The organism is Pseudarthrobacter oxydans (assembly GCF_030812335.1).
GTDB classification, from domain to species: Bacteria; Actinomycetota; Actinomycetes; order Actinomycetales; family Micrococcaceae; genus Arthrobacter; species Arthrobacter oxydans_B.
The window spans coordinates 164954-184469 of record NZ_JAUSSN010000004.1; the positions used below are offsets into that span (position 1 = coordinate 164954).

Here is a 19516-nt window from a genome sequence, read left to right on the forward strand (position 1 = left end):
ATAATCGCAAGATTACGAAGGATTCGCCGACCGACTGTATCCTTTCGACATGGATCTCCCCTAGAGCGGAGTTGCTAACTTTTGGGGGATGTTGATTGAGCGCCGTGTCGGATTGGCGGGTAAGTACTTCGCGAACGCTGCGTTTTGTGGATGCCTTCGTTGTGATTTGGGCCGTTTCGGGCGCATACGTAATTAGGTTCGGCGTAGACCCAAGCTCCGTTGTGTCCGGAGACGAGTCGAACTACCTTTGGTTTTCGGCGGGATTATGTGTTGCTTGGTGGCTGATGCTCGAGGCTTGGAACAGCAGGAATAGCAGGATCTTGGGATCTGGACCTGATGAATACAAGCGAGTGGCCGCAGCTTCCCTCTGGCTTTTTGGCCTCGTAGCCATCTTCTCCTACGTATTCAGAGTCGAAACAGCGCGAGGGTATGTGGGAATTGCACTGCCGGTCGGGCTACTTGGACTCATTATGGGCCGCTGGCTTCTCAGGCAACACCTCAGCGTGAACCGCCAAAGCGGCTCAAGCATGTCCCGACTGATGCTGTTGGGTGGTCCTAGCGCGGTTGCGCACTTGGCATCCAGCCTCGTCGCGGCCAAGCACGCGGGATACCTTCCCATTGCGGCTTATACACCGGGGGTCCAGGAAGTGCTCTCAACGGAACCCGAATCCGGTCTCCCTGTACTAGGCCACAAACCAGAAGCACATGCGATCTTGGAGGCCATTGATCTTTGCAAAGCCGATGCAGTCGCGGTTTCAGCCGGAGTTCAGTTGCATCCCCAAACTCTTCGGCACCTTGGGTGGGAGCTAGCGGCGCGGAACGTTGGCCTCATCATGGCACCCGCGCTCACTGACATTGCAGGACCCCGTATTCACACTCAGCAGGTGGCTGGCCTTCCGCTGATTCACGTCACCACGCCAGCGCTTGATGGTGGGCAGCGAGTAGCCAAAAGGCTGTTCGATGTCGTAGTTTCAGGAGCCATCATCGTCCTCGCATCTCCCCTCCTTCTCATCATTGCGTTGGTGCTCAAGCTGACCGATCCCGGTCCTGTGCTCTTCAAGCAGGAACGAGTCGGCATCGAGGGGACACATTTCGGGATGCTCAAATTCCGCTCGATGGTTGTGGACGCCGAGCGACGACTCGCTGAGCTGGAACATCGTAACGAGGGTAATGGGCTCCTCTTTAAAATGAAGAACGATCCCCGGATCACGCCGGTGGGAAGATTTCTTCGGAAGTACAGCCTCGACGAGCTACCCCAACTATTCAACATATTTGCCGGATCTATGAGCCTCGTTGGCCCACGGCCGCCACTCCCTCGAGAAGTCGCAGCCTATGAGAAAGATGTCCGGCGAAGGCTACTCGTAAAACCCGGTCTGACCGGACTCTGGCAGGTTAGCGGACGATCGAATCTGTCATGGCAAGACTCAGTCCGACTCGACCTTTACTACGTGGAGAACTGGTCACTGGCTGGAGACCTAGTAATCATCCTGAAGACTGCTCGCGCGGTCTTTGGTAGCTCGGGCGCCTACTAGGCGCTCCAACGGCGTTCGGACCCAGCCCTCGGCAAGGTTCGTGACCAAATACCCCTAGAGGGGAAGGGAAAACCCGCTTCATGACTGAACCTGGCAATATGGAATCGGACGAATACCAACAGCGACACCTGGTACGTTCAACAATGCGCCCTACACACCGCAAGCATCGTTACGTGGTGGCTGCTGCGGGCCTGACCGCCGCCGTCCTTCTATTAGCGGCAGGATCGTGGCTGGGCACACGCGCCACGACCATCAAGAATGAACTTGAGGCCACGGCGCAGCTCATCCCCGTTCTCAAAGCCGGTATTGCCGCCAATGACACACAAGGGGTTAGCGCAACGGCAGATCAGCTTCGCGCCCACGCAGCAACAGCACGCGAAGCCTCGGGAGATCCGCTCTGGACGTTGGCCGCTTCGGTCCCGTGGGTCGGAGCCAATTTCGCAGCCATTTCAGAGGTTGCGCGATCAGCGGACGATGTCGCCACCCTTGGCGTCGGGCCCCTGGTCAGGGTTTACGACTCGCTCGATTGGAGCAGCCTCCTGCCAAGTAGTTCAGGAACGAACCTAGCCCCGATCCAAGACGCATCCCCCAGCGTTTCGGCCGCCGCTCATGCCGTAAGGGCCTCTGCCGAACGGCTGTCCGGGATCGATGCGAGCAGCCTGTGGCCCCAGGTCGCTGAACCGTTGACGCGTGCCCGGGAGCAACTGCAGGAGGTAACTGGCGCCCTCGATGCATCCGCGAATGCCGCCCGAATCGCCCCCGGAATGTTGGGGATTAACGGCCCGCGGAACTACTTGCTCATGATCCAGAACAATGCCGAAGCACGGGCCTCAGGGGGCATTCCCGGAGCCCTGGCGGTACTAACTCTAGACAACGGAAAGTTGACCCTGGGCACACAGAGCAGTGCCGGGGAAGTGGGCGTCATGTCGCCTGTAGTCTCCGTGGACGAGGAACAGCAACAGATCTACTCGACGCGGCTTGGCAAATACATGCAGGACGTCAACCTGACCCCTGACTTCCCCACCGCGGCCGCAAGTGCGCAGGCGATGTGGGAGAGAAAGACCGGCCAGAGGGTGGATGGTGTCATCTCCATGGATCCAATCTCGTTGGGATATGTGCTTGACGCAACGGGACCTGTGGAAATCACCGAGCCCGAGCTCTTGGCAGTGGCTAGCGGCGGACTGCCGACTCAACTGAGCGGCGCGAATGTCGTTCCGACCCTGCTTTCCGACGTCTACGCCAAAATTGCGTTGCCTCAGTACCAGGACGTCTATTTTGCTGGAGTCGCCAAAGAAGTCTTCGGCGCGCTATCCACCGGGGGCAAGGGCGACGCAAAGGGCCTCATCGAAGGTATTTCACGCGGAGCGTCTGAGAGCAGGATTCTGCTGTGGTCGGGACTAACGGAGGAACAGTCGGTTATTGCCAGGTATCCGGTGAGCGGATCAATCGCAGGCCCAAGCGTCGCCCCCGCGCAGTTCGGGGTCTATTTCAATGACGGCACTGGCGCCAAGATGGATTACTATGTCAAGCGAAACGTTCAGCTTGTCAAAAATTGTGACAAAGACGGATACGAACAAACTACGGTCCGCGTGACCAGCACAAACACGGCCCCGGCTGACGCAGCCACTTCATTGCCCCCCTACGTCACGGCTGGGGGCTTTTACGGTGTGCCAGCGGGTTCAGTGCGGACCAATGTGATCGCTTATGGGCCAGTGCAAGCAAACGTGGAGACGGCCGCCGTAGACGGCGAGAAGACGGACTTTGCCGCTCACCGCCATGCCAATAGGCCTGTGGGGGCTGTGACCGTCACGCTGGCACCGGGCCAGAGCAGTACAGTGGAGCTGACTTTCGGCAAGATCGTTCAGCACGCGGAACCTAACGTGGTTGTCACGCCAACCGTCCAGCCCGTCAAAGACGTCATCCTGGCCACCCAGAATGCAGCCTGCCATTAGGGAAAGTAAACGCCAAGTTAACGGTATGTAAAACAACTTGAGTCACTTTGGTCACTCGCGTTATCAGTGCTATCGTCAGCAGGGACTTAACTAATGAGATTTCAACTGGCGGCCGCTGGGGGGCCGGAAATCTCCACATCGCATGACACTCGTATACACGGTCTCAGGGGGACACATGAAGAAAACACTTGCGGCGCTCACGCTCGCCGGCTCTATCGCTCTCATTGGTGCAGTTCCGGCCATGGCAACCAACGCGCCGTACCCGGCACCGCCCGCAAACTCTGCCGTTTCTGACGGCACGGTTGGCCCGGGCGAGCGATTCGTCTTCCGCGGCAACGGCTTCCGGGCCGGCGAAGGCCTCGTCATCATCGTCACGCCCGGCCGGCCGTCAGCAGCCGGCGCAAGCGTCGCAGGCCGTGGCATGACCGTGACCGGAAAGATCACTCTTCCGCTGGCTCCGCAGAGCTTCTCCGCCAAAGCAGACAGCAAGGGCGCATTCTCCTACCCGCTCACCATCAGCGAGACCGGCGTCTACACCATCACCGCGACCGGTCAGGAGTCTGGGGTTACCTCCAGCACGAGCATCACCGTGCAGGGTGCCGCAGTGGGTGCCAACCTTGCGACCACGGGTAACGGAACCGCTCTCGCCAACACCGGCGCTGATTCCAACCTGATGATTTGGTCGCTGGTAGGCGCAGGCGCCCTGGCTGCCGGCGTTACCTCCGTTGTGGTGGTTCGCCGCCGCGCGAAGGCTGACGTCACCGTCTAAGCAACAGCCAAGAAGCAACTTACGGGTGGTGGTCTCCGGGATACTGGAGACCACCACCTTTTGCGTTGAATACTTTCTTGAGGAGTACATGAGGGCCACGGCAACACCTCAGGCCTGGCGCGCCGTCCTTGCAGGCTTCCTTGCCTTCCTGGCGCTGGTTGGCTTCTGGCCCAGCCCGGTGGACAAGCCCGTGCAGGGACAGATTGCTGGGTTCCTGGTTTTGGTCCACGCGTTTGGTGTTCCGCCATGGATTGGCTACGGATTCGTTGAAGCCACTGCCAATGTGGCCCTCTTTGTGCCCCTCGGCGTTTTGGGGGCATTAGCTTTTCCGAAAAAGCCCTGGTGGCAGATCGGCGCTTTGGGGCTGCTGGTCACCGGCTGTATGGAACTGGGCCAGCTGCTCTTTCTTCACAGCCGCTTCCCGAGCCCGCTGGACCTTACCACCAACACCACCGGATGCCTTGTGGGTGCCCTCCTGCTGGCACACGTTGTTCGCCCTTGGTGGAGCGCCAGGGCTAGCTCACGAAGGCCTTCATCCAGGTCTTGAGCTCTTCTCCGAATTCCACCCGTTCCGAGGCGATGGAGATGACGGCTTTCAAGTAGCTCAACTTGTCGCCGGTGTCGTAGCGGCGGCCTTTGAACACAACCCCGTACACGCCACCGCCCTCGCAGTCCGAAGTGGCCAGAGTCTGCAGGGCATCGGTGAGCTGGATTTCGCCGCCGCGGCCGGGCTCCGTTTCCTCCAGGACATCAAAGACCGCCGGGTGGAGCACGTACCGCCCGATGACGGCCAGGTTGGAGGGGGCGTCGGCGATCGAGGGTTTTTCCACCAGCCGGTTGACGCGGACATGACCTTCGCCGTCGACAGCCGAAACGTCGGCGCAGCCGTAGGCGCTGATCTCGGCAGGGTCCACCTCGATGAGGGCGATGACGGAGCCGCCCGTCCGGGCCTGCACCTCGATCATGGTGCTGAGGAGCTCGTCCCGCTCGTCGATCAGGTCATCGCCCAGCAGGACGGCGAAGGGCTCGTCACCCACGTGCTGCCGGGCGCAAAGGACGGCGTGCCCCAGGCCCTTGGGGTCGCCTTGGCGGACGTAGTGCAGGGGTCCCAGGCTGGAGGCGTGCTGGACGGCTTCCAGTCGGTCCACGTCGCCCTTGTCCTCGAGGGTGCGCTCCAGGTTTGGCTCGCGGTCGAAGTGGTCTTCCAACGCCCGCTTCTGGCGGCCGGTGATCATCAGGAGGTCCGTCAGGCCTGCCTTGACGGCTTCCTCGACGACGTACTGGATTGCCGGCTGGTCCACTACCGGCAGCATTTCTTTTGGCATTGCCTTGGTGGCGGGCAGGAAGCGCGTTCCCAGACCGGCAGCAGGAATGACGGCTTTTCTAATGCTTTTCCCCAAAGTCATAAACGAACCTTACAAGCACCCCCGGAGAAACAAAATCCCATTAAGCAAAGACAGGTACCGAGAAAATGCGGTCCCGCGTAGCCCATTTCGGGTGCTGCTAGCCCTTGAAGACCGGCTTGCGCTTTTCCTGGAACGCCAGGAACCCCTCGGCATAGTCCTCGGTCTTGCAGAGGCGGGCCTGCTCGGCGTTCTCCTCTTCCATGGACTCCCAGAGGCCCAGGCGCTGGTCCCGGATGTGCGCCACGAGTTCCTTGCTGGCGTTGAACGCGCTGGTGGCGCCGGTGGCCGCCTTGGCGACGATGGCGCGAGTGTTCTCCAGCAGTTCGGCCGCGGGCATGGCCCGGCTGAACATCCCCTGGGCCACGGCGTCCGCGCCGCTCATGAGCTCGGCCGTGTAGATCAGGTCCAGGGTCCGGTGCATGCCGAGGCGTTCGGTGAAGTACCAGTGGCCGCCCGAATCGAGGGTGGCCCCCAGGTTCGCGAAGGGGGAACCGAACTTGGCGTTCTCCGCCACGTAGACCACGTCGGTGGCCAGCAGCAGCCCCAGCCCCACGCCCAGGCAGGCACCCTGGGCCGCCGCAAAGGTCGGGGCGGGGAATGATGTCATCTTCTTCAGCAGCGGCTGCAGGAGCCCGCCCAGATAGGCCTGGACGTCGTCGGTCTCCGGCGTGACTCCGGCGATGTCCCGGCCCGCGCAGAACGCGCGCCCCTCTCCCCTGAGCAGCAGCGCCCGCACCTCGCCGCGTGAGGCGGCGGCAGCGGCGTCGTCGTACGCCTGTGCTAAATCCCTGAGAGCCTGCCCGTCCAGCGAGTTGAGCTTATGAGGGGCGTCAAGGACGATCTCGGCGATGCCGTCGGCGATGGAGAGGGAAATCATGGGGCTCCTGAGGTCGGGGCGGGAAGCAGGTTTGGACGGTTAGACGTCGAAGTCGACGGTGACTTCCGGCGTCGTGGGGTGGGACTGGCACGTGAGCACGTAGCCCTTGTCCAACTCGTCCTGCTCCAGCGCGTAGTTCTCGTCCATGGTGACGGCACCGGTAACTACCTTGGCGCGGCAGGTGCCGCAGACGCCGCCGGCGCACGCGAACGGCACGTCCGGGCGGACGCGCAGGGCCGCGTTGAGGATGGACTCGCGGGCGTGGGTGGGGCTGGCAACCTCGCCCTGGAGGCCGTCCAGCTTGAAGGTGATCTTGTAGGTGGCCTGGGACTCGTCCACAATCACGGGACGGCCGGCGTTGCCCTCGGGGCGGTCGGGCTTGCCGGTAGTGAATAGTTCGAAGCGGATGTGGTCCGGGTTGACGCCACGCTCGGCCAGGGCGTCCCGGCACAGCTGGACGAGTTCGAACGGGCCGCAGAGGAACCACTCGTCGACGTCGTCGGCGTGGATGGCGGTCCCCAGCAGGGCCTGCAGCTTCTCCGCGTCGATCCGGCCGCTGAGCAGCGGGGCGATGCGCTGTTCGCGGGAGAGCACATGGTGCAGGGCGAGCCGGGCCGGGTACTTGTCCTTCAGGTCTGCGAGCTCCTCGAGGAACATCACGTCCATGGCGGCCTTGTTGGCGTAGACCAGGTCGAAGCGGGTCTCCGGGTGCGCCGCGAGCAGCGTGCGGGCAATCGCGATGACCGGGGTGATGCCGGAGCCGGCGGCGATCGCGACGAAGGAGCCGGGCTCCCCCGCCAGTTCGGTGGCCATGGCCTCCGGGTGGTTCATCGAGTTCATCAGGTTCTGCTCTTTGCCGTCACGGCCGTGCTTGGACACGAACGCGCCCATCGGGCTCATGACATCCAGCACGTCGCCGGCCTTGAGCTCAGCGTTCGCCCAGGTGGAGAACAGCCCGCCCAGATCCTTCTTGATGGCGACCCGGATCTCGCTGCTGCCGTCCGCGAAGCTCCGCGGTTCGGCGCAGATCGAGTAGCTGCGCCGGATTTCCTTCGGCTCGCCGGACTCATCCGGCAGGGTGGTGCGCAGGGCGACGTACTGGCCCGGGAGGTAATCGAACTGGCCGGCGAGCTCGGCCGGAACGCCGAAGGTCACCTCGATCGCGTCATCGGTGAGCCGGCGGACTTCGTCCACGGTGAGCGGGTGGAAGGACGCGCGGCGGCGGCCGGTGGCTGCAGCCGTCTCAGCGGCGGTCTGGCGGACAACAGTCATGGGTGCACCTGTTCCTTACAAAACTTTGAAGTAGTCGAACGGTTCCTTGCAGTCCTGGCAGACGTACAGCGCCTTGCAGGAGGTGGAACCGAAGCGGGTGAGTTCCTTGGTGTTCAGCGATGAACACTGCGGGCACTTGACGGCGAGGGACAGGCGGACCGGCCCGGCGTGGCGCACGGCGGCGGAGTGGCCGGAGGGCGGCGCGATGCCGTATTCCTGCAGCTTGGCCTTGCCGGCCTCGCTCATCCAGTCGGTGGTCCACGCCGGGGAGAGGACCATTTCCACGTTGACGCTGGGGTAGCCTTCGCGGTGGAAGGCCGCCTTGAGGTCATCGCGGATGGCGTCCATGGCCGGGCAGCCGGAGTACGTCGGCGTGATGGTCACCTGAACCGCGGGGACCATGCCGCCGTCGTCGTAGAGCTGGACGTTGCGCAGGATCCCCAGGTCCTCGATGGTGAGGACCGGGATTTCCGGGTCGCAGACGGTGGCGGCGAGGTCCCAGGCCTTCTGCTCGGGGGTCTTCTGCTCCGCCGGGCGGCCTTCCGCGGCCGTCGGGTGGCTGACGTACATGTCCATGGTGGTTACCAGCTGGCTCCGGGGTACTCGCGGGCGAGCACCTGCATTTCGGCGAGGAGGTAGCCGAGGTGTTCGGAGTGCAGTCCCCTGCGTCCGCCGCCGGGGGCGGGCTGGACCTTGGGAACCTCCAGTTCGGCCGCGGCGAGGACCTCGCCGGTGAGCCGGTCGAAGTCGGCGCGCAGGCTGGAGGGCTCGACGGCGGCACCGGACGCACTGAGGCGTGCGGTGAGCTCGTCATCGCGGAACAGCTCGTCGACGTAGGGCCAGATGACCTTGAAGGCGTGGATCATCTTCTCGCGGGACTCGTCCGTGCCCTGGGCCAGGCGCAGCACCCACTGGGCGCTGTGGTCGCGGTGGTAATCCACTTCCTTGACGGCCTTGGCGGCAATGCCGGCCAGGGTGGCGTCTGTGGACTCGGTCAGCCGGCGGTAGAGCTCGAACTGGTAATAGCTGACGACGAACTGGCGGGCGATGGTGACGGCGAAGTCGCCATTCGGGAGTTCGAAGATCTCAACGGAACGGAACTCGGGCTCGCGGCGGAAGTACGCGAGGTCATCCTCGCTCCGGTCGTCGAGTCCGCCAGCGTAGCTGAGGAAGGACCGGGCGTGGCCCAGCTGGTCCAGGGCAATGTTGCCGAGGGCGATGTCTTCCTCGAGCTCCGGGGCGCGGGAGATCCAGTGTCCCAGGCGCTGGGCGAGGACCAGGGCGTCATCGCCAAGGCGCAGGGCGAACTCGGCGACGTCCTCGCTCGGCTTGGCGGTGCCGCGGCTGACGGCCAGGGCGATGTCCTCGGGGCGGAGGGCATTGCCGGGGGTGATACGGGTGGCGCTGGCCGTGGCCTCGCCGCTGTTGCCGGAGCCTTTGACGCCGACGGAGATGTCGCCGTGGCCGCCGGTTTCTGCTGTTTCGGGTGACGTGCTCACAGGTGCTTCACGCCCTCGCTCTTGGTGTAATACGTTGCGTGCCGGTAGTCCTTGCCCTGGGGCGACTCGAAGAATGAGCCCTTAGCGTCCGGATCGCTGGAGGCGATGGCGTCCGCCGGGACCACCCAGATGGACACGCCCTCGTTGCGGCGGGTGTAGAGGTCCCGGGCGTTGCGCAGGGCCATGGCGGCGTCCGGCGCGTGTAGGGAGCCGGCGTGGACGTGGGAGAGACCGCGGCTGGAGCGGACGAAGACTTCCCAGATGGGCCAGACGTTACCTGCATGCGGTTCGGGGGTGGTCATGCTGCGGATTCCTTCTCTGCTTGCTTACGGCTCTGTTTTTCCGCGTAGGCGGCGGCGGCTTCGCGGACCCAGGTGCCTTCGTTGTGGGCTTCGCGGCGCCGTTCCAGGCGCTGGGCGTTGCACGGGCCGCGGCCGGCGAGGACTTCATGGAATTCGTCCCAGTCCAGCGGGCCGTGCTCCCATTTCTTGGTTTCCTCGTTGAAGCGGATGTCCTTGTCCGGGAGGGTGAGCTCCAGGACCTTGACCTGCTCCATCATCATTCCGACGAAGCGGTTGCGCAGTTCGTCGTTGCTGAAGCGCTTGATGTTCCAAGCCATGGACTGCTTGGAGTTGGGCGAGTCATCATCCGGCGGGCCGAACATCATCAAGGCCGGGGCGTACCAGCGGTTCACCGCTTCCTGGGCCATCTGCTTCTGCTCGGGCGTGCCGTGGGAGAGTTCCAGCAGGATCTCGAAGCCCTGACGCTGGTGGAAGGACTCTTCCTTGCATACCCGGACCATGGCGCGGCCGTATGGGCCGAAGGAGGCGCGGCAGAGCGGCACCTGGTTGGCGATAGCGGCGCCGTCGACCATCCAGCCGATGGCACCCATGTCCGCCCAGGTGCGGGCGGGGTAGTTGAAGATGGAAGAGTACTTGGCCTTGCCGTCCATCAGGTCCTGCATCATCTGGTCGCGCGGCTGGCCGAGGGTCTCGGCGGCGGAGTACAGGTACAGGCCGTGGCCGGCCTCGTCCTGGACCTTGGCCATCAGGATGGCCTTGCGCTTGAGGCTGGGGGCGCGGGAGATCCAGTTGGCTTCCGGCTGCATGCCGATGATCTCCGAGTGGGCGTGCTGGGAGATCTGGCGCAGCAGGGTCTTGCGGTATGCCGGGGGCATCCAGTCGCGGGGTTCGATCCGCGAGTCTTCCGCCATGACTTTGTCGAAGTATGCCTGGCCTTCGGCCTCGCGCCGGGCCACATCTTCAAGGCTCTGTTCGTGCCGTGCCGCTGATGGCTCTCCGGGCACTGACTGCAGGGTCTGCGATGCCATGGTTGCTCCTATGCATTTCCGATAAATAATTACCGACCGTTCGTTCAGGATATGCGGAAGGCGGGAGATGCGTCAAGCACCGGCGCGATCTGCGGCCCGTTGGGACAGATCACCGGTGGTAGCTTGAACTCGTGAAGATCAGCGCCGGCAAGAAGCTACCCCTTTGGGCCACCGTGGTCCGGAACATGCTGATCGCCCTGGTGGCCGTGTCCCTGGTGCAGGGGTTCCTGGTGAAGGTGTACCGGATCCCGTCCGGGTCGATGGAGCCGACCCTGCGGGGGTCCGCGGACGGTGGGGACAGAATCCTGGTCAATAGGCTTGCCTATTTTGGTTCCGGGCCGGGTAACGGCGACATAGTGGTGTTCACGCGGCCGGACAGTTGGCAGGCCGAATCTGCGGTGCCCCGCAGCGGCGGGGTCGCGGGGCTGGCCCGATCCTTCGGCGACGTGACCGGGATTGGACCCTCCAACGACCGATTCATGGTGAAGCGGGTGGTTGCCACCGGCGGCCAGACCATTAGCTGCTGCGCTGACGACGGCAAACTGCGCGTCGACGGCCAGCCGGTCGAGGAGCCCTATATTTTCGAGGATCTGCCGTTTGAGGCAGGCAGCCTCGACTGCCAGACCAGCCCCCGGTCGCTCCGGTGCGTTCCTTCGTTCACGGTCCCTGAGGGCGAACTGGTGGTGCTGGGCGACCACCGTTCCAACTCGGTGGATTCCGTCATTGCGTGCCGGACGCCTGTTATTGACTCCGCTGGTGAGTGCGTAAGGACGATCCCGTCCTCGGCCGTCGTCGGGCAGGTGTCGGGCAGGTTCTGGCCTCTGAACCGTGCCGGCGGGGTGGGCTGACCTCACCGACAAACGAATATCCCCTCGGAGCGAGTTTGCTCCGAGGGGATATCTTCAGTGGTCAGTCAAACGATGTCCGGCTTCGCGCCGGCAACCGCGACGGTGGACGCGCGGGCGACTCGGCGCTTTGGTCGTAGACGGGTTCGGGTTCCAGGTAGTCCCGCGAAGATCCGACGGACACCGGTTCGGGCTGGGATTCGTGGGACTGATACGCGGTGTAGTACCGGTAAGAACCGGCGCCGGTTGTGGGCACACGGTTGAGGATGGTGCCGAGGATGTTGCCGTTCACCCGGTTGAGGTTGCCGAGGGACTTTCCCAGTTCCTCATCGGTGGTTTTTCCGGCCCTGATGACTACAATTGCTCCGTCGGCAATGCGCGTGAGTACGGCGGCGTCCGTGACGGGGAGCAGCGGCGGGGCGTCGACCAGCACAATGGCGTCCTGGGCGAGTGTCCTCAGCAGGGTCTTCATGGCCTGCGACCCCAACAATTCGCTGGGATTCGGCGGGATCCGGCCGGATCCGAGTACCCGAAGGTTGGGCATTGCGCTCCATTCCTGCAGAACGTCCTCCAGCTCAGCGTGGCCACTCAGGACGTCGGTGACACCGACACCGGGGACGAGGTTGAAGACATCGACCAGGGTGGGGCGGCGCAGATCGCCGTCGACGACCACAACGTTCTCGCCGGCGGCGGCCATGGTGACGGCCAGGTTGGCAGTCACTGTCGACTTGCCTTCCGCGGGAACAGAGCTGGTCACCACGATGATGCGCGGGGGATTGTCGACGTCGACGTACTGAAGGTTTGTCCGGAGTTCCCGCAAGGCTTCGGTGATGGCATGCGATCCCTCGCCTGCCGCGATCGGACTGAAGCCGTCGTCCAGCACTTTACTCTTCCCGTCCAGGCGGTGGTCCACGGGGAGCGTTCCCAGTACCGGAATCCCGAAACGGCGTTCGATCGCAGTGGCGCTGCGGAGCCGGCGGTCGAGATGGTGTCGGAGCATTGCATAGAGGATTCCGAGAGCCAGCCCTGCCAGCGCTCCGATCGCGAGGGTGAGCTTTACGTTCGGGGAGGTGGGCGCCGTCGGCAGTGGGGCTTCGCCCAATGCAACCACGCGGATTACTGGAACGGGGACGACATCCGAGCCTTCAACGGCAGGGATGCTTTCCATCTCGTTGACTTGCGCGGCCAGACCCCTGACCCAGGCATCCGCGACGCGTTGCGCGGTGGCGGGATCCGTCGACGTGGCCGTGACCGCAATCTGGGCGCTTTCCTTTGGCAGCGTCACAGAGATTGACCCCAGCAGGGCGTCCGGCGATGTGGAGAGGCCCAGGTCCGTCACGACGCGTTCCGCAACGAGCCTGGACTTGGCCACCGACTCGTACTTTGTGGCCTTGGTTTGCGCCAGGTTCTCGCTCATGAGCGAAAGACTGAGGTTGTCCGAACCGCCGGCCACGACGATCCCACTGGACTGCGCGGAATAGATCTTCGGCTGCAAAAGGGTCCAGCAGAAGGCCAGCACGGTCAGGGCCAGCGTAAAGGCGAGAATGCCCTTCCACCGGGCCCGGGCGATGCGCAGGTAGTCCTCCAGCGCAAGCCCTGCCGCAGTCTGCCCGTTGTTGTCGGCCGTTTCAAAACCAGTCACGCTTAGGTCCTCTCCCCCGTGCCTGGCCCCAACGACCCACACGAAAATTTACTGTACGGTACGGTGACCGCGTTGCTGTGCATATTAACCCCGCAGGAGTAATCCCTGGTCCACGAGGCTGTCCACAGCCGAATCCAGCAGCGCTTCATAGCCTTCAGGCAGCCCGTGCACGGCCTCGATCTGGCCCGCCAAACTCTGCATAGAGACAGGGCGCCGGGCGGACTGCCAGATTATGGGTCCGATGCCGCTGAGCCTGATGAGCTCGGTTTCGGTGAGGACCAGAAGGTCCTCACCGATTTCCACCGCGTCAACGGTCGCGGCCCTCTGCAGCCAGCCTGCGGGAATGGGTGAGCGATCAGTTTTCGCTTCCGATTCCGCTACGGCGGGTGACCATTCTTCGGCACCCTCCGACGGTCTTGCCGGACCCGTAAGGAAGAGCGGCGCCAGGCTGTCCTTCAGATCAGCCGCTTCTGAATAGCTGATGCGGAACACCCCGCCCACGCTGTCAATCAGGCGGCAGAGCGATTGCAGCGGTTGGACCACGGCGGCCTGGGAGGACGTGTCCGGAATGAGCGCCAGCACTGCGTCCACCAAAGGGACCGGCTCAATGACGGGCAGTTGGTAGTCACCGTCGGCAACCCGGTCGAGCAGCGCAATGGCCGTGATGCGGGGATTGTCGGGCGCGATCTTTAGGCCGAGTTCGTCCGGGCCCACCTGTAGTTTGGCGGCACCGGGCGCTAGCTGCTTTATGGACAACGGCTTCGGGTACGGCAAAACCGTCCCATCTTCCCGGATCGCTACCGTCTCGTCTGTTATGTAGCCGAAAGTCCGAGCGAGCTGCGAGGACGCTGTGGTCTTGCCAGTGCCGGATTTCGCAACCAGGGCAATGACTGCGCCGCCGGAATCCGCGACCCCGCAGGCGTGGAGCATCGTCAGCTCGCCGGCTCGTTCCAGGATGGCTGCGATGGTGACTTCCGAAGTCACAGCTTCAGCCAAACCCTCAAAGGTGTCCGAGCCGATGTGCCGCACGCCAGCGGCCGGTAGCGTCGAGTCGAAATGGAGGGATGCCGTGAAGGGATGGGCCGATACGCCGGGCTCGGTTTGCGTTGTGGTTCGCGGATCCGCGAGGCATCGGCTCCAGGCCTGGACCATTGATTTCTGCTGGTCAGCGGATACGGCCGCCCCCCACTCAACGGTGAAGCTGGTACCCAACACATTGAGGTTCAAATCGCCGGAGGCCCTCAACTAGTTTCACCCATCCGGCAACGCCTTATTACTTTGATGCCTTCTACCGGTAACCGCCCGTACAGCCAGAACCGTTCCGACATTGCACCCCCAACATGATCTCGGCCTCTTACCTCTGGCCATTAGATCACTGAAGGGTAGGCATTCGGACTACATATCCGAGGCGAGGGGGCGTCACTTACCCAACTGGAGCGCAGAACTATCTGTCAATGTCGCGGTCGGCAGTGATACGGATACGTTCATCGCATAGCTGCCTCCGGGTGACGAAGCGCCTCCGTCGCGGGAGTAAGCAAGAGCGAAGTTCTGCGTGGCAGTCGGCCGGGTGACGAGGATCGTGAACATGGCCGTGAGGACATTATCCGCGTACGCGGTCCCAGTCCCGGAAGTCGGAGGAACCCCGCCCAGCGAGGCGATGAAGACTCCCGGCGAGCCCGCTGTGCGCGTGATCGTAACCGTCACCGTGACGTTGTCCGACCCGGGGACGCCGCTGGTGTTGAGGATGTCTAAGCCACTGGGGGCCGTGAGCTTTTTGTTGTTCGGGCTAAGACTGCCGGCGTACACACCGGACAGTTTCGCCGACGGCGGCGTCGACGCCGCAGCGGCCGGCGCCGCAATGGCTGCCGCGATAACCGGCACGCTCCACGCGGCGCCCTTGACAACGGCGCGGCGGTCGAAACTGACTTTCGGTGCGGCCAGGCTCTTGATCTCCGACATCTTTTACCCCAAGTTCTAATGCTGCGGAGAACCCTCAGTCGGGCAAGCTCCAGCCGAGCGTTTCGGCGTTCTTCGACGACTGTACGCAGAAAAGCGTGAATCTTCAATATCAAGATGCTTTATTTTCAAGAACGACAGAAGTCGGCCCTATCTCCTTTGAGCGGTCAGGTCGTGCCCGGCGCGGCTAGACTCGAAAGCCACGCCACCGGCACGAGTCTCGCTAATGGAAGTTGGGAAAACCTTGGAAGCGCCCCACCCCGTCCGGATCCTGACGGTCTGCACCGGCAACATCTGCCGCTCGCCGGTCGCCGAGCGCCTGCTGCAGACCGGCCTGGACCAGGTGCGGCCCGATACCTTTGTGGTGAGCAGCGCCGGAACGCGGGCCATGGTGGGCGATCCGATCCAGCCGCCTTCGGCCGACATCATCAGGACCTACGGCGGGACCCCGGACAACTTTGAGGCCCGGCTGCTGACGCCCAAGATCCTCCGGGAGTCGGACCTGGTGCTGGCGATGACCGCCAAACACCGCGGCGCCGTGATGCAGATGGACGCCTCCCTGCTGAAACGCACCTTCACCATCCGCGAATTTGCCCGGATGCTGCAGGTCCTCGAACAGCGCGACGCGCCGTCCGCCGTCGTCGACCTTCCCGCGTTCTGGCGGGAACTCCCCGCCCGGGCCGCCTCCGTGCGGCACCTGGCGCTGGCGACGGAAGCCGCCGACAACGACGTGGTGGACCCCTACCGGCGCGGCCAGGAACTGTACAACCAGATGGAGGACGAGCTGGCCCCGGCCATCCTCACCATCCTGCGGTTCGCCCGCCAGCACAGCTGACCAAATTTGCCACTGCGCCGCCCGCACCATTTGGCGGGGCGCGGTGGTAATGTCCGGCCATGGGAACGTCGCCGGAACCAGTAGCAGCCGCAGGCTCAGCCGCGGCACCGGGCGGCACGCACCGCCGCCGCACCATTGCCATCGCCATCATCGCCGGGCTGGTGGTCCTCGCCGCCGCCGCCGCCGCGTTCCTGCTGAACCGGCCGCGCACCGAAACCGCGGCCCCGGCACAGACCTCCGCCTCGGCCCCGGAGACAACCACGCCCGCACCCACCCCAACTCCCACACCGACCCCGACCCCGGATCCGCCGCCCGTCGCGCTCAACATCCTGCTGGTGGGCAGCGACAGCCGGATTAATGCCCGCGGCGAGGCCGCCTCCGGCGCCACCTCGGACCAGCGCGGGGACGCCCTGGTCCTGCTCCATCTCCCGGCGGACCGGCAGGCCATCTACGGCATCTCGATCATGCGCGACCTGTGGGTGGACGTCCCGGGCTACGGCGCGGCCAAGGTCAACGCCGGGCTGGAACTGGGCGGGGTGCCGCTCATGACGCAGACCGTGGAGGCCCTGCTGGGCCAGCCCATCAACCACACCGTGATGGCGGACTTCCAGGGCTTCGCCGCCATGACGGATGCGGTCGGCGGGGTGGACGTCAACATCACGCAGCCCTTCACCAGCACCGTCGACGACATTTTCTACTTCCCGCCCGGGGTGAACCGGCTCACCGGGGCGCAGGCGCTCGCCTTCGTCCGCGAGCGCCACGCCTTCTCCGACGGCGACTACCAGCGGGTCCGGAACCAGCAGACGTTCCTCAAGGCCCTGATGGCCAAAATGGCCGCGGAGGGCGGGCTGTCGGACCGGAACACCGTGAAGCAGTTGGTGCAGACCGTGCTCCCCCACGTCACGGTCTCCCCCGGGCTCACGGTGGAGACGCTGGAACAGCTCGCCTTCAGCCTCCGCGCCACACCGCCGGGCAACGGCCTGTTCTTCACCCTGCCGACGGCCGGTGTGGGATTCAGCCGGGACGGCCAGTCGATCGTCCGGCAGGACCCGGCCGCGACCGCAGCGGTGGCGGCCGCGCTGGCCAACGGGACCCTGGGCGAGTACATCGCCGCGCACGGGCTGCAGAACGGCAACTGATGCGCCGCCGTCGCCGGCGGGAAGGCCTGACCCTAGGGTTCCCGCCGGCGTCCCGGACGGTGCGCTACCCCGGTAGCGAACGCCCACGCCAGGGGTGACCGTGGCTCTATATATTGGGTCCATGACCCAGACTCCCGTGCAGCCGTCCCCGCAGCCCCCGGTTGCCAAGAAGATCCCCGCCCTCCGCACGCACCACGGTGATGCCTTCGAGGACAACTACGAGTGGCTGCGGGACAAGGAATCCGCCGAGGTCGTCGAGCTGCTCAAGGCCGAAAACGCCTACCAGGAGGCCGTGACCGCGCACCAGGAGCCGCTGCGCGAGGCCATCTTCGGCGAGATCAAGGGCCGCACCCAGGAGACGGACCTCTCCGTGCCCAACCGCAAGGACGGCTGGTGGTACTACACCCGTTCCGTGGCGGGCAAGGAATACGGCATCCAGTGCCGCGTCCGGGCCCAGGACACCGGGGACCGCGTCGCCGACTGGACGCCCCCCGCCGTCGAGGTCGGCGTCGAGGTTCCGGGCGAGGAAATCCTGCTGGACTGCAACGTCGAGGCCGAGGGCAAGCCGTTCTTCGCCGTCGGCGGCGCCGCCGTGACCATCGACGGGAACCTCTACGCCTACGCCGTGGACAACGCCGGCGACGAGCGGTTCACGCTGCGCATCAAGGACCTGCGGACCGGGGAACTCCTGCCCGACGTGATCGAGAACATCTTCTACGGCATCTCCTTCTCCCCCGACGGCACCCGGATCTTCTACACCGTGGTGGACGACTCCTGGCGGCCCTACCAGGTGAAATCCCACGTCCTCGGCACGCCCGTCGAGGGCGACGAGATCATCTACCAGGAGGACGACGTCGCCATGTGGCTGGGCTTCGAGCTCTCCGCCGACCGCCGCCACCTGGTGCTGAGCATCGGCTGCTCCGAGTTCAGCGAGACCCGGCTGCTGCGCTTCGACGCGCTCGACGCCGGACTGAGCACCGTGATCTCCCGGGACGAACGCATCCTCTACGAGGCCGAGCCTTTCCTGCTGGCGGACGCCGCGGGGACGCCGGCCGAGGCCATCGTCCTGACCCACAACAGGGACGCCATCAACTCCATGGTCTCGCTGCTTGACCCGGCCGAGCTCGGAAAGCCGGTCGCCGAGCAGCACTGGACCACCGTCGTCGAGCACTCCGATGAGGTGCGCGTGAACGGCGCGGGCGTCACCTCCACGCACCTGGTGGTCTCCGTCCGCAAGGACACGATCGAGCGCGTGCAGGTGCTGCCGCTGGCCGGGCTGGGCACGCCGGAGCAGGGCGCGCCGGTGGAGCCGGCCTTCGAGGAGGAGCTCTACACCGCGGGGGTGGCCGGTTCCGACTACGAGGCCCCCGTGATCCGGATGGGCTACACCTCCTACTTCACGCCGTCCCGGGTCTACGACTTTGTGCTGCCCACCGCGGAACAGCCCGCCGGCGAGCTGCTGCTGCGCAAGGAAAGCCCGGTGCTCGGCGGCTACTCCGCCGCGGACTACGTCGCCACCCGCGAATGGGCGGAGGCCGCCGACGGGACCCGGATCCCGCTGTCGGTGCTGCGGCACGCCTCGGTCAAGCGGGACTCGACGGCGGCGGGCCTGGTCTACGGGTACGGCTCCTACGAGCTGAGCATGGACCCCGGCTTCGGGATCCCCCGGCTGTCCCTGCTGGACCGGGGCATCGTGTTTGTGATCGCGCACATCCGCGGCGGCGGGGAACTGGGCCGGCACTGGTACGACACCGGCAAGAAGCTGCAGAAGAAGAACACCTTCACGGACTTCATCGCGGCCACCGACTGGCTGGCGCAGTCCGGCTGGGTGGACCCGGCCCGGATCGCGGCCATGGGCGGCTCGGCCGGCGGCCTGCTGATGGGCGCGGTCGCCAACCAGGCCCCGGAGAAGTACGCGGCGATCGTGGCCGCCGTCCCGTTCGTGGACGCCCTGACCACCATCCTGGATCCGGAGCTGCCGCTCTCCGCGCTGGAGTGGGAGGAATGGGGCAACCCGATCACCGACCGCGCCGTGTACGAGTACATGAAGTCCTACACGCCGTACGAGAACGTCCGCGCGGTGGCGTACCCCAAGATCGCCGCAGTCACCTCGTTCAATGACACCCGGGTGCTGTACGTGGAGCCCGCCAAGTGGGTGCAGCGGCTGCGTGAACTCAACACCGGCAGCGAGCCGATCGTGATGAAGATCGAGATGGAGGGCGGCCACGGCGGCGCCTCGGGCCGCTACGTGCAGTGGAAGGAACGGGCCTGGGACTACGCGTTCGTCGCCGACTCCCTCGGCGCCACGGAGCTGCTGCCGGGGGCCGGGCTGAAGTAGGGCCCCTCCTCCCCATCGATTGCTCCGTAACCGCCCTTTTGGGCCCCCAGAAGGGCCGTTGCGGAGCAGTCGATGGGCTGGGCCGGGGATGCCGCGCCGCCCCCCGGGGTGCCGATGGCCATGA

Annotated in this window: 18 protein-coding genes; 8 read left to right on the forward strand and 10 right to left on the reverse strand. The window is 64.7% G+C overall.

Translation table 11 applies throughout. The annotated features are described in order from the left end of the window. The first annotated feature begins 146 nt into the window (after positions 1-146). From J2W14_RS08290 to J2W14_RS08305, 4 genes are all read left to right on the forward strand, one after another. Entirely contained in the window at positions 147-1532 is a 1386-nt protein-coding gene (locus J2W14_RS08290) for a sugar transferase (protein WP_307461055.1), read from the forward strand. An 80-nt stretch (positions 1533-1612) separates the two neighbouring features. Then, a complete protein-coding gene (locus J2W14_RS08295; RefSeq protein ID WP_307461058.1) occupies positions 1613-3484 on the forward strand; it encodes a DUF4012 domain-containing protein in 1872 nt (623 codons plus the stop codon). A gap of 175 nt (positions 3485-3659) precedes the next feature. Then, complete coding sequence (locus tag J2W14_RS08300) at positions 3660-4253, forward strand: LPXTG cell wall anchor domain-containing protein (protein ID WP_307461060.1); 594 nt, start codon at positions 3660-3662, stop codon at positions 4251-4253. 25 nt (positions 4254-4278) lie between these two features. Next, positions 4279-4800 carry a VanZ family protein gene (locus J2W14_RS08305; protein WP_307461063.1) on the forward strand — a complete coding sequence of 174 codons (522 nt, stop codon included), beginning with the start codon at positions 4279-4281 and terminating at the stop codon, positions 4798-4800. Here the strand turns inward: J2W14_RS08305 and galU are convergent. The 7 genes from galU to paaA form a co-directional block, all read right to left on the reverse strand. After that, complete coding sequence (galU, locus tag J2W14_RS08310) at positions 4769-5659, reverse strand: UTP--glucose-1-phosphate uridylyltransferase GalU (RefSeq protein ID WP_307461065.1); 891 nt, start codon at positions 5657-5659, stop codon at positions 4769-4771. The genes J2W14_RS08305 and galU overlap by 32 nt on opposite strands. A gap of 97 nt (positions 5660-5756) precedes the next feature. After that, positions 5757-6536 carry an enoyl-CoA hydratase/isomerase family protein gene (locus J2W14_RS08315; RefSeq protein ID WP_307461068.1) on the reverse strand — a complete coding sequence of 260 codons (780 nt, stop codon included), beginning with the start codon at positions 6534-6536 and terminating at the stop codon, positions 5757-5759. Positions 6537-6575: 39 nt separating this feature from the next. After that, positions 6576-7808, reverse strand: a complete 1233-nt coding sequence (gene paaE, locus J2W14_RS08320; RefSeq protein ID WP_307461071.1) for a 1,2-phenylacetyl-CoA epoxidase subunit PaaE — start codon at positions 7806-7808, stop codon at positions 6576-6578. A 15-nt stretch (positions 7809-7823) separates the two neighbouring features. After that, positions 7824-8378, reverse strand: coding sequence for a 1,2-phenylacetyl-CoA epoxidase subunit PaaD (paaD, locus tag J2W14_RS08325; RefSeq protein WP_307461602.1), 555 nt, complete (start codon positions 8376-8378; stop codon positions 7824-7826). A gap of 11 nt (positions 8379-8389) precedes the next feature. Beyond that, positions 8390-9307, reverse strand: a complete 918-nt coding sequence (gene paaC, locus J2W14_RS08330; protein WP_307461074.1) for a 1,2-phenylacetyl-CoA epoxidase subunit PaaC — start codon at positions 9305-9307, stop codon at positions 8390-8392. Further along, positions 9304-9609 carry a 1,2-phenylacetyl-CoA epoxidase subunit PaaB gene (paaB, locus tag J2W14_RS08335; RefSeq protein WP_024367847.1) on the reverse strand — a complete coding sequence of 102 codons (306 nt, stop codon included), beginning with the start codon at positions 9607-9609 and terminating at the stop codon, positions 9304-9306. The genes paaC and paaB overlap by 4 nt, the downstream gene beginning before the upstream one ends. After that, positions 9606-10637 (reverse strand): 1,2-phenylacetyl-CoA epoxidase subunit PaaA, encoded by a 1032-nt coding sequence (gene paaA / locus J2W14_RS08340; RefSeq protein WP_307461078.1) that lies wholly within the window; start codon positions 10635-10637, stop codon positions 9606-9608. The genes paaB and paaA overlap by 4 nt, the downstream gene beginning before the upstream one ends. 131 nt (positions 10638-10768) lie before the next feature. On the opposite strand from paaA, the gene lepB reads away from it, so the two are divergent. Beyond that, positions 10769-11485, forward strand: coding sequence for a signal peptidase I (gene lepB, locus J2W14_RS08345; protein ID WP_307461081.1), 717 nt, complete (start codon positions 10769-10771; stop codon positions 11483-11485). A gap of 61 nt (positions 11486-11546) precedes the next feature. Here lepB and J2W14_RS08350 read toward each other — a convergent pair whose 3' ends face one another. The 3 genes from J2W14_RS08350 to J2W14_RS08360 form a co-directional block, all read right to left on the reverse strand. Beyond that, positions 11547-13124, reverse strand: coding sequence for a polysaccharide biosynthesis tyrosine autokinase (locus tag J2W14_RS08350; RefSeq protein WP_307461083.1), 1578 nt, complete (start codon positions 13122-13124; stop codon positions 11547-11549). Positions 13125-13208: 84 nt separating this feature from the next. After that, on the reverse strand, positions 13209-14351 hold the full coding sequence (locus J2W14_RS08355) for a hypothetical protein (protein WP_307461086.1): 1143 nt from the start codon (positions 14349-14351) through the stop codon (positions 13209-13211). 192 nt (positions 14352-14543) lie between these two features. Continuing rightward, positions 14544-15083 (reverse strand): hypothetical protein, encoded by a 540-nt coding sequence (locus J2W14_RS08360; RefSeq protein WP_307461088.1) that lies wholly within the window; start codon positions 15081-15083, stop codon positions 14544-14546. Between the two features lie 241 nt (positions 15084-15324). On the opposite strand from J2W14_RS08360, the gene J2W14_RS08365 reads away from it, so the two are divergent. From J2W14_RS08365 to J2W14_RS08375, 3 genes are all read left to right on the forward strand, one after another. Then, the gene (locus tag J2W14_RS08365; protein WP_307461604.1) at positions 15325-15915 is read left to right on the forward strand and encodes an arsenate reductase/protein-tyrosine-phosphatase family protein; all 591 of its coding nucleotides are present in this window, start codon (positions 15325-15327) and stop codon (positions 15913-15915) included. A gap of 59 nt (positions 15916-15974) precedes the next feature. Then, positions 15975-17054, forward strand: coding sequence for an LCP family protein (locus J2W14_RS08370; protein ID WP_307461091.1), 1080 nt, complete (start codon positions 15975-15977; stop codon positions 17052-17054). Positions 17055-17175: 121 nt separating this feature from the next. Continuing rightward, positions 17176-19392, forward strand: coding sequence for a S9 family peptidase (locus J2W14_RS08375; RefSeq protein WP_307461094.1), 2217 nt, complete (start codon positions 17176-17178; stop codon positions 19390-19392). Positions 19393-19516 lie beyond the last annotated feature (124 nt).

Coding starts and splice junctions, on each gene's coding strand:
- J2W14_RS08295 (WP_307461058.1), top strand. CDS start 1,613: ATGACTGAACCTGGCAATATGGAATCGGACGAATACCAACAGCGACAC.
- J2W14_RS08300 (WP_307461060.1), top strand. CDS start 3,660: ATGAAGAAAACACTTGCGGCGCTCACGCTCGCCGGCTCTATCGCTCTC.
- galU (WP_307461065.1), bottom strand. CDS start 5,659: ATGACTTTGGGGAAAAGCATTAGAAAAGCCGTCATTCCTGCTGCCGGT.
- J2W14_RS08315 (WP_307461068.1), bottom strand. CDS start 6,536: ATGATTTCCCTCTCCATCGCCGACGGCATCGCCGAGATCGTCCTTGAC.
- paaE (WP_307461071.1), bottom strand. CDS start 7,808: ATGACTGTTGTCCGCCAGACCGCCGCTGAGACGGCTGCAGCCACCGGC.
- paaD (WP_307461602.1), bottom strand. CDS start 8,378: ATGTACGTCAGCCACCCGACGGCCGCGGAAGGCCGCCCGGCGGAGCAG.
- paaB (WP_024367847.1), bottom strand. CDS start 9,609: ATGACCACCCCCGAACCGCATGCAGGTAACGTCTGGCCCATCTGGGAA.
- paaA (WP_307461078.1), bottom strand. CDS start 10,637: ATGGCATCGCAGACCCTGCAGTCAGTGCCCGGAGAGCCATCAGCGGCA.
- J2W14_RS08360 (WP_307461088.1), bottom strand. CDS start 15,083: ATGTCGGAGATCAAGAGCCTGGCCGCACCGAAAGTCAGTTTCGACCGC.
- J2W14_RS08370 (WP_307461091.1), top strand. CDS start 15,975: ATGGGAACGTCGCCGGAACCAGTAGCAGCCGCAGGCTCAGCCGCGGCA.
- J2W14_RS08375 (WP_307461094.1), top strand. CDS start 17,176: ATGACCCAGACTCCCGTGCAGCCGTCCCCGCAGCCCCCGGTTGCCAAG.